Source organism: Streptomyces daghestanicus (genome assembly GCF_020521275.1).
Taxonomy (GTDB): Bacteria; Actinomycetota; Actinomycetes; order Streptomycetales; family Streptomycetaceae; genus Streptomyces; species Streptomyces griseoviridis.
In genome coordinates, this window is sequence record NZ_BNDX01000007.1 from 131,326 (window position 1) to 146,497 (window position 15,172).

The window sequence follows — 15,172 nt, forward strand, 5'->3', positions numbered from 1 at the left end:
GGCGGCCGGTCGGCCGGCCGGCCCGGTCACTCCCGGCCGGAAGCGACCGCCCGCACCGTGCGGCGCGGCTCCGGGGACAGGTCCGCCGGCTGGTCGGCCCGCCGGTCCTGGGGCGGATCTAGAGGGGCCCGGCCACCGGCGGCAGGGGGGTGTGGTCGGGGGAGGCGCGGAACGCCTGGACGACGTAGGCGGCGAAACGGCGGGAGGCGGCTGCCCGGGCGGCCGGTGTGGGCGCCTGGATGCCCTTGTTGGCCATGAGCACGAGGATGAGGTCCGCCAGGACGAAGTCCGGGCGCAGGTCCCCGGAGTCCTTGGCGCGGCGGGCCAGTTCGGCGATCGTCCGCAGGGTCTCCGCCCGCCCCGCGGCGAGGTCCAGTGCGTCGGGGAAGCCCGCGACGAACGCCTCGGTGAGGCCCCGGTCGCGTGCGTGCAGGGCGCAGATCCGCTCGATCACGCGGCGGAAGCCGCGCCACGGGTCGGGGTCGGCGAGGCCCTCCTCGGCGATGTCCCGGCAGGCCCGCATCCGGTCCGCGAGGGCCTCGGCGACCAGGTCCCGCTTGGTCGGGAAGCGGCGGTAGAGGGTCGCGGGGCCGACCCCCGCGTGCCGGGCGATCTCCCGCATCGGCACGTCCGGTCCCCGTGAGACGAACAGCGCGCGGGCCGCGTCGAGGATGCGGTCCCGGTTGCCGGCCGCGTCGGAGCGCAGGGTGTCGTCCGCGGCGCCGGAGCGCGGCGGGTGAGGCAAACGGTCGGTCACCGCTCTCACTTTAACGAGGCGGACGGGGGCGTCCGGTTAACGTCCGGGAGCGGACGGGCACCGTGCCCGGAATGAGGAGGCGGCGTTGAAGGCAGTGGCGGTACAGGCGTTCGGGGGTCCGGAGGGGTTGGCGGTCGTCGAACTGCCGCTCCCGGTCCCCGCCGCCGGTCAGGTACGGATCAGCTCCGAGGCGATCGGCGTGGGCGGGGTCGACACGCTGATCCGCAGCGGCGCCCTGGCCGCCCACGGGTTCCGGGCGGGCCATGTCCCGGGCGGGGAGGTGGCGGGCACGGTGACCGCCGTGGGCGAGGGCGTGGACCCCGCCTGGGCCGGGCGGCGGGTCTGGGCGTCCACCGGTGCGGGCGGCGGGTACGCGGAGCACGCGCTCGCGCCCGTCGCGGAGATCCTCCCGTTGCCGGCGGGGCTGTCCGCCGTGGACGCGGTGACGCTCGGCAGTGCCTCGGTGGTGGCGCACTTCGGCCTGGCGCACGCGCGGTTCGCCCCCGGCGACGCGGTGCTGGTCCGGGGCGCGGCGGGCAGTCTCGGCATCACGGCGGTCCAGCTCGCCGCCCGGGGCGGGGCCTCGGCGGTCGCGGTCACCACGTCCTCCGCCGCGCGGGGCGCGCGGCTGCGTGAACTGGGGGCCACCCGGGTGCTGGACCGGTCCGGCGCGGGCGTCGAGGCCGACGACGCCGGATACGACGTCATCCTCGACGTCGTCACCGGCGCGGACGTCCCCTCCTTCCTGAGCCGTCTCCGGCCGAACGGCCGGCTGGTGGCCGTCGGCGCGGTCGGCGGGCCACCGCCCGCGGAGCTGGGCGCGGTCATGATGGCGGCCTTCCAGAAGTCGCTGACGTTCGCCACCTTCAGCGCCGCGACGGTGCCCGTGGCGGACCGGCAGGCCGTGCGCGCCGAACAGTTCGCCGCCGCGGCCGAGGGCACCCTGCGCACGGTGGTGCACGACGTATTGCCCCTGGACCAGGCGGTACGGGCGCACCGGGCGATGGACGCCGGCGAGGTCCTCGGTCGCATCGTGCTGACGCCGTAGCCCCGGGGGCGGCGGCGCGGACGCCTCCGGGCAGGGCGGTGGGAATCTGCCCCGGACCCTGGTCCTCCGCGCGGCCGACGACGCCGTCGTCAGGACGCGGGACCGGGTGCCGTCGCCCGGCGGGCGGTGATCCGGCGGGCCACGGCACCGGCGGCCTCGTCGAGGGGCCGGCGTCGAGGACCGACGCGGCCGTGGCCCGTGGCATGGCGATCTCCGCGGGCGGCACAGCGCGATCGTCCGCGTACCCGCCCCGGGCCGGCAGGGCGGGCAGCCGGTGACGGGGCGGCCCGGCGCGTGACGCGCGGCGAACGGGCGTGGTGGTGCGGGCGGGTGCCCGCTCCCGGGGACGAGAGGGGTGCCGTCGTTCGTGGGAGCGGCGGTGCCGGCCGCCGCGGTCGCGTGCCGCGGACCGCGGCGGCCGGGCGGGGGTCAGCCGGATTTGCGGCGGAAGTTGCGGCTCTGGCCCTTGGGGCCGCCCGTGCCCTTGGCCTTCAGCCGGCCGTCCTGATGGGCCTGCTGGGACCTGCTGACACCGGCCTTGCGCTGCAGGGCCTCCTGGAACTTGCGCTTGGTCTCGCTGTCCACGGTCTCCTTCTCGGTCTCAGGAGTTTCGGGGGTTTCGGGGGTGTCGGTCATGTACTGCCTCCTCGGTTTCGGTGGGCGGACGGTGGCTCGGTGGGGTCACCCGGACGGTACGGGACCGCGGTCCCGGTCCGGCAGGGTGAGACGGTCGCCCTGCCGTCGCTCGCTCGGCCGGCGGTCGTGCGAGACGGGGACGAGGGGCGGGAGCAGCCGGTCAGGGCCGCCTCCACTTCCTCGGCGAGGGCGGGTGAGAGGTCGCTGACGCGGGCGGCGAGGAAGGCCGCGGATGGACGGGCCGAGGGCGAGGAGCCGTTCGGCGTGTTCCTCCAGGGTGCGGGGGCAGGTCCCGGGGACGGTCGTGCCGGGCCGGCCGGGGACGGGGTCCTGCGGCGGGTGTCCGGTACTGCCGCGGCGGACCGCCCGGCCGCCGTGGGGCGCGAGCCGGCCGGCCAAGGCCCTCACCAGGGTGCCCTCGCCGGTGCCGATCTCCCCGGTGACCAGCGGGTACCGGCCGGCCTCCGAGGTGAGGTCGACGGGAGACGGCCGGCCGTCCACGGCGGGGCCGGTGGCCCATAGGGCGGTGGTGGCGGCGCCCTCCCGCGACGCGGCGTCCTCGGCCTGCCTGCGGTCGCGTGCGCGGGCCCGCCGTCCGCGAACCGCCGCCTTCTCGGCGAGGTGGCCTGCGTAGCCGCAGCCGTGGCGGGCGACGGCGCGGCGGTCGGCGTCGACGCCCAGGAGGGTGGTGGCGACGCGTTCGAGGAAGGCGCGGTCGTGGGAGACGACGACGGTGGTGCCGCGCCGGGTGCGGAGGTGGTCCTCCAGCCAGGTCGGCGCGGCGGCGTGGGGGTGGTTCATCGGCTCGTCCGGGAAAGGGGCCTCGGGGGCCGCGGCGAGGACGCCGGCCAGGCGCGGCCGGACCTGTTCGCCGCCGGAGCGGGTGCCGGTCCGGCGGTCGCGGGGCGGTCCGGCGGGGCCGAGGCCGTGCGGGGCACGGTCGACGCGGGCCTCGGCCTGGTAGCCGCCGCGCGGTCCGAAGGCGGTCAGCAGCTCGCCGTACTCGGTGAGCGCGGTGTCCTCGCCCGCGGGCAGGGCGGTTTCGAGCGCCCGCGTCCGGCTCTCCAGGGCGCGCAGGGCGTGGTCGAGGGTGTGGTGGAGCGGGAGCCGGCCCTCCTGCGGGAGGTGGCCGACGCCGCCTCCGGCCCGGAGGACGACCTCACCGCCGGCGGGCAGCCGCAGCGGGCTGCTCTTCCCCGAGCTGTTCCTCCCCACCACGCCGGCGCGTTCGCCGGCGGCGTGGGCACAGGTGAGGGAGTCAAGGACGAGACGGCCGCGGTACGACGTCGAGAGGGCGCGGGCGGTGACTTGCGTGGGCATGCGGGCACTCCGGAACGTTCGCGAGCGAGGCGGCCCGGGTGGGCCGCGAGGTCGGGTGAACGTTCTGGATGAGCATGTCCGCTCCGGTGCCTCGACGACAGGACGGTCCCACGCTGGCACGCTTCCGCTGCCGGGGCAAGCGAGTTTTGCGGCAGGCGGAGCGGGACCTCAGCCGCCCGCCCCCGCGGGAGGAGCCGTGTCGCGGGGCGCGGGGCGCGTCGAGCCGGGGGCCGCTGTCCGGTCCGGGGAGCGGCGGCGGGGCCGGGTCCGGGTCCGGGCAGTCTTTTCTGCCCCTCGACGCCTGGCCCGTACGCGCGCGCCGCGCCGGCCGAACCGGCCGGTCCCGCCCGCCCGGCCGGGACCGGTTCACGCGGCGGGCCGGACGACGCGCAGGACGTCCTGGTCGTGGTCGACGCGGTAACCGGTCCCCTCGGTCCGGAAGTGCCGCAGGGCGTACGCGGTCACGGCGTCGCGGGTGGGCGGCGTGCCGCCGGCGGTGCGGTGGCCGTCGGGGACGCTGAGGAAGAAGTCGGCGACGGCGACCGTCTCCGCCAGGTCGTCGCTGCGGTAGTGGGCGGGGATCGACTCCAGCCGGACGTCACCGGGCGGTCCGTCCGGGGCCGCGGTGAGTTCGTCCGCCAGCTCCGCCAGGTCGAAGCGGGCGCCGGTGAAGTGGCGGACCATCCGCATGCACGCGTTCTCCGGGGACTGGAGGACGACCAGCAGGGTGCCGCCCGGCTCGACCCACCGCAGGACGTGCCGGACGGTCTTCGCCCAGTCCTCGCGGGGCAGGTAGTACAGCACGTGGGAGAGCAGGGCGAGATCGACGTTGGTCCCGGGGTCGGCGTCGAGCACCGGGTCGGGCAGGACGAGCGCGTCGGGACAGGTGCGGGCGAGGGCGCGGCGCATGGGCGCGCTGGGCTCGACGCACACGGTGTGCCGGAAGGACCGGCCGACGTGGCGGGTGGTCGTGCCGTCGGCGGGGCCCACGTCGAGGAAGACCCGCCGGGCGGGCAGTCCGGCCACCACCTCGTCGAGGTAGGCGTGGGTGACCGCTTTCTCGTCGCTGCCTGCCAGGAAGCGCAGGAACGCGTCGTGGTAGGCGTCCTCGTCGGTCCGCAGCCCTCCGGTCGTGGGGGTCTCGGCCTGTTCCATGGCGGTGTCCTCTCTCCTGGGTGGCTTCGCCGGGTGGCGCGGCGACGGTGCCGCCCAGTGATCATGGCCAATGGACACGGCCGGGAGGTCCGCCCGGCGGGTGAACGGTGTGCGGCGGCGGGGCGCGTGGAAGCACGGGGCGCCACACCCGCGCGCCCGTGACCCCCGCGAGCACACGCGCACGCCGCGGGAGACCGGCGCCCGGCCGGGGGCCGACCCGATGTCCGGCCGGGCACGATCCGGCGTCCGGCCCGGTGAGGGCCCGGCCGACCGGTCCGGTGGGGGCCCGGCGACCGGACCCGCGTGGTTGTCCGCCCGGCGCGGCGCGCACTACCGTGCCGCCGTGGATCTCTTCTGCCGTTCGTGGGCGGCGCTGCGCGCGGCGGTCGCCGGGCTGGCCGACGAGGACTTCGCCCGTCCGTCCGGATGCGCGGGCTGGCTCGTCCGGGACCTGGTGTGCCACCTGGTCATCGACGCCCAGGACGTGCTGATCACCCTCGCGACGCCGGTGACCGCCGCGCCCACCCGGGACGCGGTGACCTACTGGGAGGTCAGCGGGACGCCGCCGGCCGGGGACGACCCGCTCGACGCGCTGACGGTCCGGCTGGCCGCCGCGTACCAGGACCCCGCTCTCCTCCGCTTCCACCTCGACGACCTGGGCTCCGCCGCGGGCCGCGCCGCGGACGCGGCAGACCCCGGCCGCACCGTCGGGACCCGCGGCGAGGTGCTGACGACGGGCGAGTACCTCACGGCCTACGTACTGGAGTGGACACTGCACCACCTCGACCTCGTCGCCGGCCTCCCCCAGGTGCCGGGACCGCCCGCGGCGGGGCTCGCGCGCTCCCGCGAACTGCTGGAACGGATCGCCGGTACGCCCTTCCCCGCCGCGCTCCCCGACTCCGACGCCCTGCGCATCGGCACCGGGCGGCGCGCGCCGTCCGGCGCGGAGCGGACCCGGCTCGGCGCGCTGGCCGGCCGGCTGCCGTTCGTCCTCGGATGACCGCCCGGCACCGCCCCCGGGTCAGCCGGCGATGGCGTCCCGCACGGTGGGGTAGGAGCGGATGAGCCCGTCGACGCCGATGATGGCCAGTATCCGCGAGATGGCGGGCGAGCACGCCGCCAGCCGTATCCAGCCGTCGCGGGAGCCGGTCGCGCGGTGCGCCTGGATCAGCGCGTTGACACCGGCGCTGTCCATGAAGGAGACCGAGGACAGGTCGACGACCGTGAACGGCGCGGGCTCGCCGGACGGCAGCAGGGCCTGGCGCACCTCGGCGCCGGCGTCCCGGTCGATGTCACCGCGCAGCGTCACTACCGTGACGCCGTCGGGCGTGGAGGAGCGCACCGCGGAGAACGGTCGCGGAGTCATGGCACAGGTCGTCCTTTCGAGGTGCTGCCGCACGGACCGGGCCGCTCCGCCGGGCAGCCGCCGGTTCCGTCCGGACAAGGATCGTCTCGGGCACGGTGACCTGTCAACCGATACCTGAAATAAAGTTCCTATGTACTGATGCATGAAAAAGACGTCATACTCGGGGATCATGGGTGGAGTACCGGAGCCACACAGCGGCTGGACGTTTCTGACCAATCACGCGCGCGTCCTGGCGGTGATCGCCGACGATCCGAGCACGCGCGTGCGCGACATCGCCGCGCACTGCCGGCTCACCGAGCGCGCCGTCCACAAGATCATTTCGGATCTGGAGGAGGACGGCTACCTGTCCCACACCCGCCAGGGACGGTCGAACGTCTACCGGGTCGAGTCGGGCATCCCCCTGCGGCACCCCGCCGAGGCGGAGGCCGGTCTGACCGTGGCCGCGCTCCTGTCCCTCCTGGCCCGTCACGACGAGCGGCGCGCCCCCAAGGTCTGAGGGCCCCGTCAGGCCCCGTCGCCCGGACCGAGCCGCAGCGCCAGGAGCGCCACGTCGTCGGTGCGGGGGCCGGCCGGGTCGGCCTCGGCCAGCAGGTCGTCGATCAGTCCGTCGAGGTCGCGGTCACCGGCACGGGCGAAGTGCCGGGCGAGCCCGGCGATGGCGTCGTCGAGGTCGGCCCCCGGGCGCTCGACCAGGCCGTCGGTGTAGAAGAGCAGCGTCATCCCGGGGACGAGCGGCAGTTCGCGGTGCGGATAACCGGCGCCCGGGTCGATGCCGAGCAGCGGGCCGGGCGACATCTCGACGGGCCGCGTCTCACCGCCGGGCAGCCGCACCAGGGGCGGGGGATGGCCGGCGGTGGCCAGGACCGCCCGGCCCCGGACGAGATCCAGGTGCGCGTACAGACAGCTGGTGAACAGGTCGGAACCGAGGTCGGTGAGCAGCCGGTTGGTGCTGGTCAGCACCTGCTCCGGCGGGGTGCCTCGGGAGGCGTTCGCGTGCACCGCGGTGCGGACCTGCCCCATCAGCGCCGCGGCCGCCGCGTTGTGCCCCTGGACGTCGCCGATGACCGCCGCCGCGGCGCCGTCACCGAGCCGGATCAGGTCGTAGAAGTCCCCGCCGATGTCCATGCCCCGGGTGGCGGGCAGGTAGCGGGCGGCGACCCGCAGGCCCGGCACGGCGGGCAGGGTCCTCGGGAGGAGCGCCTGCTGGAGGCTGTGGGCCAGGTCGAGCTTGGTGTCGTACAGGCGGGCCCGGTCGAGGGCCTGGGCGATGAGACCGGCCAGGGCGGTGAGGACGGCGCGTTCCTCGGCCGGGAAGCCGTGGGGCCGCTCGTAGGACAGGAGGCAGCAGCCGACGGCGCGGCCGGAGAGGATCAGGGGGAGGAAGGCCCAGGCCTGTTTGCCGCTGATCACCGGGGCGTCGGGGTAGAAGCGGCGCAGTTCCTCCGGGCGGCCGAAGAAGGCCGGTATCCCGGTGCGCAGGGTGCGTCCGGCGGGCGTGAGGGTGCTGTCCACGGGGAGCGCGTCGAGGCGCTCGACGGCCTCGGGACCGTAGCCGCGGGTTCCGATGATGCGCAGCCGGCCGGCCTCGGCGGCGGAGAGGATCATGCCCTGGGCGCCGAAGGCGGGCAGCACCTGGTCGGCGACCAGGTCCATGACGTCCTGCACCCCGACGGCCTCGGCCAGCGCGACGGCCAGGTGGGTGAGCTGGTACAGCCGCCCGGCGCGGGCCGGCGGGGCGGGCGCCCGGTCCCGGCGGGGCGGCGGCTCGGTGCCGCTGGGCACGATGCGGACGCTGATGCCGCTGGCGTCCGGGTAGAGGTGGAAGTCCAGCCGGCGGTCGGGCGGGCGCAGCGCGGTGAAGGCGACCGGCTGCCGGCTGAGGACGGCGGCGCGGTAGCGGTCCTCGCAGACGGGGTCGTCGAGCCAGCGCAGGGACTGCCAGGGCAGGGTGCCCAGCAGGTCGCCGGCGTCGCGGCCGAGCAGGTCGCAGGCGCCGGCGCTGAGGTAGGTGAAGCGTCCGGACAGGTCGACGGCGCAGCTGCCGCCGGGGAGCCGCTCGGCGAAGTCCGCGGCGGCCAGGTCGGGGCCCGCGCCCGTCCGCTCCCGGCCGGTCGGTACGACCCGGAGCGGGGCGTCGGGGGGTGGCAGGGCGTCCTCCCCCGCGGCCTCCTCGACCAGCCGGGCGAGCCGCCGGCAGCCGGCGGTGATGTGCCCGCGTTCCCGGGCGGACATGTGCGGCGGCCGGGACGCCGGCCACATCAGCAGCAGCGCGCCCCACGGCCTGGCTCCGGTGACGGGCGCCGCGGCCAGCGCCATCGGGTAGGGCAGGGCGACGGCGGTGCGCGGGTAGGACCGTGCGACGTGTTCATGGCTGCCGAGCCACACCATCCGCTCGTCGCGGGCGGCGTCCGCCACCGGCGCGGGGGCGGCGAGCGGCACCCGGGCCCAGGGCGCGGCGAACTCGGCCGGCGCGCCGTACAGGACGTCCAGCCGGAGCACCGGCTCCTTCGGCGCCCGCAGGAACAGGGCGCCCACGGAGGCGCCGATGCCGCGCGCGGTCTCCGCGAAGGCGGCGTCCAGGGCGCGGAGCCCGGCGGCCCGGGCGTCGTCGCCGGTCACCGGGTACCGCCGGCCCCGGCCGCACCGGGAAGGAGTGATCCAGTCAAGGGCGGCCCTCGTCCTTTCCCGTCCCGCCGGGTCTCTCGGGCGAGCCCGGCGCCTGTACGGCTCCCCCACCCTTGGACGCTACCCGCGCGCGGGGCGGTCGGCATGTGCCGGGCGGGCCGGCGGGGTCAGGAATTCTTCGTGGCGGCCACCAGCGCGAAGGAGAGGAACGCCCCGCCGTCCTGGGTGAGCATGTCGAGCACCGCCCGGTCGGCGGCCCCGGACTCCTCCCCGCGGTGCTCGGCGCCCGCCCGCGCCCACAGCAGCCAGTCCCGCCAGCCGTCCGGCTGCAGACGGGCGGAGGTCACCGTCACCAGGCCGGTGGTCGCCCACTGGAAACGCCACCACTCGGCCGTGTGCCACGCCATGGCCTCCCAGCCGACCACCCGCTCGATGTGGGCGGGGACCGCCCCGAGGTCTCGTACCTCCCGGGTCATGCCGGGCGTGGCGATACCGAGCCGCCCGCCGGGACGCAGGAACCTGACGAGGTACGGCAGGTAGCCGTCCGCGGTGCCGAAGTACTCGAACGCGTCGATGCTGACTATCGCGTCGAATGCCTCGTCCTCGAAGGGCAGGGTGTGCGCCTCGGCCCGCACCGCCTCCACCCGGTCCCCGACGCCCGCCCCGGCGAAGACGTCCGCCGCGGTCCGGGGATCGGTCCACCAGTCGGCGGCCACGACCCGGGCGCCGTACTCACGGGCCAGGAAGACCGAGGTCGCGCCCTTGCCCGAACCGAGGTCGAGGACCCTCATGCCGGGGCGCAGGCCGAGGTCAGGGGCGAGGTCCTCCAGCAGCCACAGCGGGTTCGGCCCCATGTCGAGGTCGAGCAGCCAGCGGGGGTCGTAGCGCGAGGAGCGCGGATAGCGGTCCGGGCGCAGCAGGGCCTGCACGGCCCGGGAAGCGGTCACGGGCCCCAAGCCAACCCGACGGCCGGTCCCCCGGGCAAACCGGATACCGCGCGGGACGTCACCGGCCGGTCATCGAACCTTCACCCCGCGCCGACGCTCGAGGCGCGTCCGGCGGGCACCCGGACGAGTACCGCCGGTGCCGAGGGGGCCTTGATGATCGTCGTCGCCGTTCTGCTGCTGCCGCTCCTGGGGCTTCTGCTCTACGGGATGGACCGGCTGGAGGACCGGTTGTTCGGGCGGCCGTCCGCGCCGTCGCCCGCGCGGCACGGGCGCCGCCGGCACCTGCGGCTGATCGGCGGCACGGCGGCCGGGCGCCGGCACCGCCGCCCGGCCGCCGCCTCCCGGCGGGCGGACGCCGCCTGAGACGGCCGGCGTGCGGCGCGGGGCGGTCACCGGGGACGTGTGGGGCGCATGGTGTGAACGACCGGTGCAAAGACATCCAGGGTGTCCTGATCCGCGCCGTCGTGGGTACTCGCGCGCTCAGGGAGACCGGGCCCGCGCCGAGCGGGCCCGGCCTGCGGCGAAACGGGACGGGAGATGATCACCGTGGCGACTACACGGCCGCACTCCGCCAGGACGGACGGACAGGGTCCGGGGCAGGAGCCGGTGGGCGAGCTGGTGCAGCGCGCCTCGCAGCAGCTGACCGAGCTGGTGCGCGGCGAGCTGAGGCTGGCGCAGGCCGAGATGAAGGAGAAGGGCAAGCGCTACGGCAAGGGCGGCGGCCTGTTCGGGGGCGCCGGCCTGGTGGGCTTCCTGATGCTCCAGGCGCTGGTGGCCACCGCGATCGCCGCACTGGCGGTACCGCTGCCCGTGTGGGCGGCGGGGCTGATCGTGACCGCGGTGCTCGGCGTGATCGCCGCGGTGATGGCCCTGACCGGCAAGAAGCAGGTCGGCAAGGCATCGCCGCCGACACCGCAGCAGACCATCGAGAACGTCAAGGCCGATGTGGCCGAGATCAAGGGGAGCGCACACCGATGACCCAGCCACCGCACGACGAACCGACCGCGCAGAGCCCCGAGGAACTGCGCGAGCAGGTCGAGCACACCCGCCGGGAACTGGGCGAGACGGTCGAGGCACTGGCCGCGAAGACCGACGTCAAGGCACGGGCCCAGGAGAAGGCGGACCAGGCGAAGGAACAGGCCGCGGCGGTGACCGCGCAGGCCAAGGAGCGGGCGGCGGCCGCCGCCGGGCAGGCCAGGGAACAGGCCGCCGCGAAGGCCGCGCAGGCCAAGGAGCAGGCCGCCGCGGTGGCCGGGCAGGCCAAGGGCAAGGCGGCCGAGGTCGCGCAGCAGGTGCGGGGGAAGCTGCCCGAGCCGGTGCGCGAGAAGGCCGCGCAGGCCGCCGCGCAGGCCGCCGGAGGGGCCCGCGCCGTGGCGTCCGGGGCCGACCGGATGTGGCAGGAGAAGGTCCCCGAGCCGGTGCGCGAGAAGGCCGCCGGTCCGGCTCGCGCGGCGCGCGACCACCGGGGGCTGCTGCTGGCCGGCGCGGGTGCCGCCACGCTGCTGCTGTGGCTGGCGCTGCGCCGCCGGGAGGGCTGACGGGCCTCCCCCGCCGCCGTCGCCGTGCGGCCGGGCGGCGGTGGGGGAAGCGGGACGGCCGTACGGAATAATGCGGCTATGCGGATCTCAGCCAGGGCGGACTACGCGGTACGTGCCGCGCTGCAACTCGTCGCGTCGGGGGATGACGGGCCGGTGAAGGCCGAGGCCATCGCCGACGCCCAGGACATTCCGCACAAGTTCCTGGAGGGCATCCTCAGCGACATGCGCCGCGGCGGGCTCGTGACCAGCCAGCGCGGCGGCAACGGCGGCTACCGGCTGGCCAAGCCCGCCGAGGCCATCTCCATCGCGGACGTGATCCGGGTCGTGGACGGCCCGCTCGTCTCCGTCCGCGGTGTCCGCCCGCCGGAACTGTCGTACCGCGGGCCCGCCCAGTCGCTGCTGCCCCTGTGGATCGCACTCCGGTCCAATGTCCGGGAGATCCTCGACGGGGTCTCCCTCGCCGATGTCGCGTCCGCCCAGCTCCCCGCCGATGTCGCGGCGTTGACCGACACCCCGGGCGCCTGGGCCAATCCCTGACGCGACCGCGTCCCACATAGCGATACGCCGCTGCCCATTATATGAACAACCCCTTGGGGTAGCCGTCACCTTCTGCCACGATCCCTATCAACCCGGTGGGAAAACTAGGGATCGAGGGGTGACCATGCGAACGCTCAGCCGCGCAGGCCGGTCGCTGCCCCTGCTCACCTCCCGCCGGCACATCGATCTCGTCCGCACCTCCAGCGCCGTCTGTCGCACCGTCTGAGAAGCCGTGCCCGGACCGGGCCACCGGAAGAGCCAGAAGCAGAGCGGGACGGCGTCCGCATCGCCGTCCCGTTCCGGACGTCCCCGCGCGTGCCGTCCCGACGTGCCGCACACCCATTCTCCGAAAGGACACCTCCGTGTCTGCCGCCAGACCGTTCACCACCCTGCGCACCCTCGCCGCCCTGGCGGCCCTCCCCCTGCTGCTGACGGCCTGCGGCTACGGCTCCGAATCCAGCGACGACGACCAGAAGAGCGAGGTCGCCGCGGGTGCCGAGAAGCTCTCCGCCGACGAGGTGCGCATCGGTTACTTCCCGAACCTCACCCACGCCACCGCGCTGGTGGGCGTCGAGGAGGGCCTGTTCCAGAAGGAGCTGGGCGGGACCACGATCAAGTCGTCGACGTTCAACGCGGGTCCCTCCGAGATCGAGGCGCTGAACTCCGGGTCCATCGACATCGGCTGGATCGGCCCCTCCCCCGCCATCAACGGTTACACCAAGGCGGACGGCAAGAACCTGCGCATCATCGGCGGTTCGGCCTCCGGCGGGGTCAAGCTCGTCGTCAACCCGGACAAGATCAAGTCCAAGGACGACCTCAAGGGCAAGAAGATAGCCACCCCGCAGCTCGGCAACACCCAGGACGTCGCCTTCCTCAACTGGATCGCGGAGCAGGGCTGGAAGGTCGACGCGGAGAGCGGCAAGGGCGACGTCTCCGTGGTCCGCTCGGACAACAAGGTGACCCCGGACGCCTACAAGTCCGGCTCCATCGACGGCGCCTGGGTGCCGGAGCCGACCGCCTCCAAGCTGGTCGCCGACGGCGCGAAGGTACTGCTGGACGAGTCCGACCTGTGGCCGGACAAGAAGTTCGTGATCACCAACATCATCGTGTCGCAGAAGTTCCTCGAGGAGCACCCGGACGTCGTCGAGGCGGTGCTGCGCGGCTCGGTGAAGACCAACAAGTGGATCAACGCCAACCCCGACGCGGCGAAGGCGTCCGCCAACGAGGCGCTGAAGAAGCTGTCCGGCAAGGCCCTGCCGGCCGAGGTGCTCGACCCGGCCTGGAAGTCCATCACGTTCCTGGACGACCCGCTGGCCTCGACCCTCGACTCCGAGGCGGAGCACGCGGTCAAGGCCGGGCTGCTGGAGCAGCCGGACCTGAAGGGCATCTACGACCTGGCGCCGCTCAACAAGGTCCTCAAGGCCGAGGGCGCGGCCGAGGTCGACGACGCCGGACTCGGCACCGAGTGACCACGACCGGACGCCGTACGGCTCCCACCCGGTACGCCGGACGTTCCCAAGGAGGTGACGGCCATGGCCACCGCGACCGCCGAGGCCGCTGAGGACACCGGGGCGGCGGCGCCCGCCGCCCGGGTCGCCCATGTCTCGAAGTCCTTCCCCTCGCCGGGGGCGTCCGGCGGGGACCAGCTCGTCCTGGACGACATCACGCTCGATGTCGCGCCGGGTGAGTTCGTCACCCTGCTGGGGGCCTCCGGGTGCGGCAAGTCCACGCTGCTCAACCTGGTGGCGGGCCTGGACCGGCCGTCCGCCGGCACGATCAGCACGGACGGCAGGCCCGCCCTGATGTTCCAGGAACACGCCCTGTTCCCGTGGCTGACGGCCGGCCAGAACATCGAACTCGCGCTGCGGCTGCGCGGGGTGGCCAAGCCGGAGCGCCGGCCGGAGGCGGAGCGGCTGCTCGACCTCGTCCGGCTGCGGGGCGCGCACGGCAAGCGGGTGCACGAACTGTCCGGCGGCATGCGCCAGCGCGTCGCGCTGGCGCGGGCGCTGGCGCAGGACAGCCGGCTGCTGCTGATGGACGAGCCGTTCGCGGCGCTGGACGCCATCACCCGGGACGTGCTGCACGACGAACTGACCCGGATCTGGCGGGAGACCGGCCTGTCGGTGCTGTTCGTCACGCACAACGTGCGCGAGGCGGTCCGGCTGGCCCAGCGGGTGGTGCTGCTGTCGTCCCGGCCGGGGCGGATCGCCCGCGAGTGGACGGTCGGCATCCCGCAGCCGCGTCGGCTGGAGGACAGCGCGGTCGCCGAGCTGTCCGCCGAGATCACCGAGGAACTACGGAGGGAGATCCGCCGTCATGGCCGGCACTGACACCGATCCCGCGGCGCGCCACGCCGAGGCGTCGCAGGACCTGGCGGGCCTGGAGGCCGGGCTGGACGCGCTGGACACGGTGCAGACCGGCCGGACGCCGCTGCGCGAGGTCCTGCTGCGCAAGGTCCTGCCGCCGGTCACCGCCGTCGTCCTGGTCCTGGTGGTCTGGCAGGTCCTGGTCTGGGCCGAGGTCGCGCCCGACTACAAACTGCCCGCGCCGTCCGCGGTGTGGGACGAGGTGTCCGAGGCGTGGTTGCAGGGCACGCTGCTGGACTACATCTGGACCTCCGTCTCGCGGGGTCTGCTCGGTTTCCTGCTGGCGCTGGTCATCGGCACTCCGCTCGGTCTGCTGGTGGCCCGGGTGCGGTTCGTCCGGGCGGCGATCGGGCCGATCCTGTCCGGGCTGCAGTCCCTGCCGTCGGTGGCGTGGGTGCCGCCCGCGGTGATCTGGCTGGGGCTGAACGACCGGATGATGTACGCGGTGATCCTGCTGGGTGCCGTGCCGTCGATCGCCAACGGCCTGGTGGCCGGCGTGGACCAGATCCCGCCGCTGTATCTGCGGGCGGGCCGGACGCTGGGCGCGACGGGGCTGCGGGGTGCCCGGCACATCGTGATGCCGGCCGCGCTGCCCGGTTACCTGGCGGGGCTGAAGCAGGGCTGGGCGTTCTCCTGGCGGTCGCTGATGGCCGCCGAGATCATCGCGTCCTCACCCGATCTGGGCATCGGCCTGGGGCAATTGCTGGAGAACGGGCGCAACAACTCCAGCATGGCGCAGGTGTTCCTCGCCATTCTGCTGATCCTGGTGGTGGGGATCGCCGTCGACCTGCTGGTCTTCAGTCCGCTGGAGCGGCGCGTGCTGCGCGGCCGGGGGCTGCTGGTCAGCCGCTGACGCCACCGGCACGACGAAGGCACC

The 15,172-nt window shown here is 75.0% G+C and carries 18 protein-coding genes; 11 read left to right on the forward strand and 7 right to left on the reverse strand.

Annotated elements, in window-relative coordinates:
* Window positions 1-118: 118 nt before the first annotated feature.
* Complete coding sequence (locus Sdagh_RS07895) at window positions 119-757, reverse strand: TetR/AcrR family transcriptional regulator (RefSeq protein ID WP_226534838.1); 639 nt, start codon at window positions 755-757, stop codon at window positions 119-121.
* An 85-nt stretch (window positions 758-842) separates the two neighbouring features.
* On the opposite strand from Sdagh_RS07895, the gene Sdagh_RS07900 reads away from it, so the two are divergent.
* Complete coding sequence (locus tag Sdagh_RS07900) at window positions 843-1,805, forward strand: zinc-binding dehydrogenase (RefSeq protein ID WP_189419393.1); 963 nt, start codon at window positions 843-845, stop codon at window positions 1,803-1,805.
* A gap of 429 nt (window positions 1,806-2,234) precedes the next feature.
* Here the strand turns inward: Sdagh_RS07900 and Sdagh_RS07905 are convergent, their stop codons facing one another.
* From Sdagh_RS07905 to Sdagh_RS07915, 3 genes are all read right to left on the reverse strand, one after another.
* A complete protein-coding gene (locus Sdagh_RS07905) occupies window positions 2,235-2,441 on the reverse strand; it encodes a DUF5302 domain-containing protein (protein ID WP_189419391.1) in 207 nt (68 codons plus the stop codon).
* A 45-nt stretch (window positions 2,442-2,486) separates the two neighbouring features.
* Window positions 2,487-3,761 carry an ABC transporter ATP-binding protein gene (locus Sdagh_RS07910; protein WP_226534839.1) on the reverse strand — a complete coding sequence of 425 codons (1,275 nt, stop codon included), beginning with the start codon at window positions 3,759-3,761 and terminating at the stop codon, window positions 2,487-2,489.
* Window positions 3,762-4,127: 366 nt separating this feature from the next.
* The gene (locus tag Sdagh_RS07915; protein ID WP_189419389.1) at window positions 4,128-4,916 is read right to left on the reverse strand and encodes a methyltransferase domain-containing protein; all 789 of its coding nucleotides are present in this window, start codon (window positions 4,914-4,916) and stop codon (window positions 4,128-4,130) included.
* Window positions 4,917-5,259: 343 nt separating this feature from the next.
* On the opposite strand from Sdagh_RS07915, the gene Sdagh_RS07920 reads away from it, so the two are divergent.
* Window positions 5,260-5,916 (forward strand): maleylpyruvate isomerase N-terminal domain-containing protein, encoded by a 657-nt coding sequence (locus tag Sdagh_RS07920; protein ID WP_190010350.1) that lies wholly within the window; start codon window positions 5,260-5,262, stop codon window positions 5,914-5,916.
* A gap of 21 nt (window positions 5,917-5,937) precedes the next feature.
* Here Sdagh_RS07920 and Sdagh_RS07925 read toward each other — a convergent pair whose 3' ends face one another.
* Window positions 5,938-6,282, reverse strand: a complete 345-nt coding sequence (locus Sdagh_RS07925; protein ID WP_190010348.1) for an STAS domain-containing protein — start codon at window positions 6,280-6,282, stop codon at window positions 5,938-5,940.
* A gap of 169 nt (window positions 6,283-6,451) precedes the next feature.
* Here Sdagh_RS07925 and Sdagh_RS07930 point away from each other — a divergent pair, with 169 nt between their 5' ends.
* Window positions 6,452-6,778, forward strand: a complete 327-nt coding sequence (locus Sdagh_RS07930) for a helix-turn-helix transcriptional regulator (protein WP_190010346.1) — start codon at window positions 6,452-6,454, stop codon at window positions 6,776-6,778.
* Between the two features lie 8 nt (window positions 6,779-6,786).
* Here Sdagh_RS07930 and Sdagh_RS07935 read toward each other — a convergent pair whose 3' ends face one another.
* The gene (locus Sdagh_RS07935; protein ID WP_190010344.1) at window positions 6,787-8,901 is read right to left on the reverse strand and encodes a SpoIIE family protein phosphatase; all 2,115 of its coding nucleotides are present in this window, start codon (window positions 8,899-8,901) and stop codon (window positions 6,787-6,789) included.
* Window positions 8,902-9,074: 173 nt separating this feature from the next.
* Window positions 9,075-9,854 carry an SAM-dependent methyltransferase gene (locus tag Sdagh_RS07940; RefSeq protein ID WP_226534841.1) on the reverse strand — a complete coding sequence of 260 codons (780 nt, stop codon included), beginning with the start codon at window positions 9,852-9,854 and terminating at the stop codon, window positions 9,075-9,077.
* A gap of 153 nt (window positions 9,855-10,007) precedes the next feature.
* Between Sdagh_RS07940 and Sdagh_RS07945 the strand changes: the two genes are divergently transcribed.
* The 8 genes from Sdagh_RS07945 (at window position 10,008) to Sdagh_RS07975 (ending at window position 15,148) form a co-directional block, all read left to right on the forward strand.
* Window positions 10,008-10,217 carry a hypothetical protein gene (locus Sdagh_RS07945; RefSeq protein WP_190010342.1) on the forward strand — a complete coding sequence of 70 codons (210 nt, stop codon included), beginning with the start codon at window positions 10,008-10,010 and terminating at the stop codon, window positions 10,215-10,217.
* Between the two features lie 174 nt (window positions 10,218-10,391).
* On the forward strand, window positions 10,392-10,832 hold the full coding sequence (locus tag Sdagh_RS07950) for a phage holin family protein (protein ID WP_189419378.1): 441 nt from the start codon (window positions 10,392-10,394) through the stop codon (window positions 10,830-10,832).
* Entirely contained in the window at window positions 10,829-11,392 is a 564-nt protein-coding gene (locus Sdagh_RS07955) for a DUF3618 domain-containing protein (RefSeq protein ID WP_190010340.1), read from the forward strand. The genes Sdagh_RS07950 and Sdagh_RS07955 overlap by 4 nt, the downstream gene beginning before the upstream one ends.
* A 78-nt stretch (window positions 11,393-11,470) precedes the next feature.
* Entirely contained in the window at window positions 11,471-11,929 is a 459-nt protein-coding gene (locus tag Sdagh_RS07960) for an RrF2 family transcriptional regulator (RefSeq protein WP_189419374.1), read from the forward strand.
* A 124-nt stretch (window positions 11,930-12,053) separates the two neighbouring features.
* The gene (locus Sdagh_RS36900; protein ID WP_360018976.1) at window positions 12,054-12,155 is read left to right on the forward strand and encodes a putative leader peptide; all 102 of its coding nucleotides are present in this window, start codon (window positions 12,054-12,056) and stop codon (window positions 12,153-12,155) included.
* 136 nt (window positions 12,156-12,291) lie between these two features.
* Entirely contained in the window at window positions 12,292-13,398 is a 1,107-nt protein-coding gene (locus Sdagh_RS07965) for an ABC transporter substrate-binding protein (protein ID WP_190076818.1), read from the forward strand.
* A 63-nt stretch (window positions 13,399-13,461) separates the two neighbouring features.
* Window positions 13,462-14,259, forward strand: a complete 798-nt coding sequence (locus Sdagh_RS07970; RefSeq protein ID WP_189419369.1) for an ABC transporter ATP-binding protein — start codon at window positions 13,462-13,464, stop codon at window positions 14,257-14,259.
* Window positions 14,246-15,148, forward strand: coding sequence for an ABC transporter permease (locus Sdagh_RS07975; protein WP_189419367.1), 903 nt, complete (start codon window positions 14,246-14,248; stop codon window positions 15,146-15,148). The genes Sdagh_RS07970 and Sdagh_RS07975 overlap by 14 nt, the downstream gene beginning before the upstream one ends.
* Window positions 15,149-15,172: the final 24 nt, after the last annotated feature.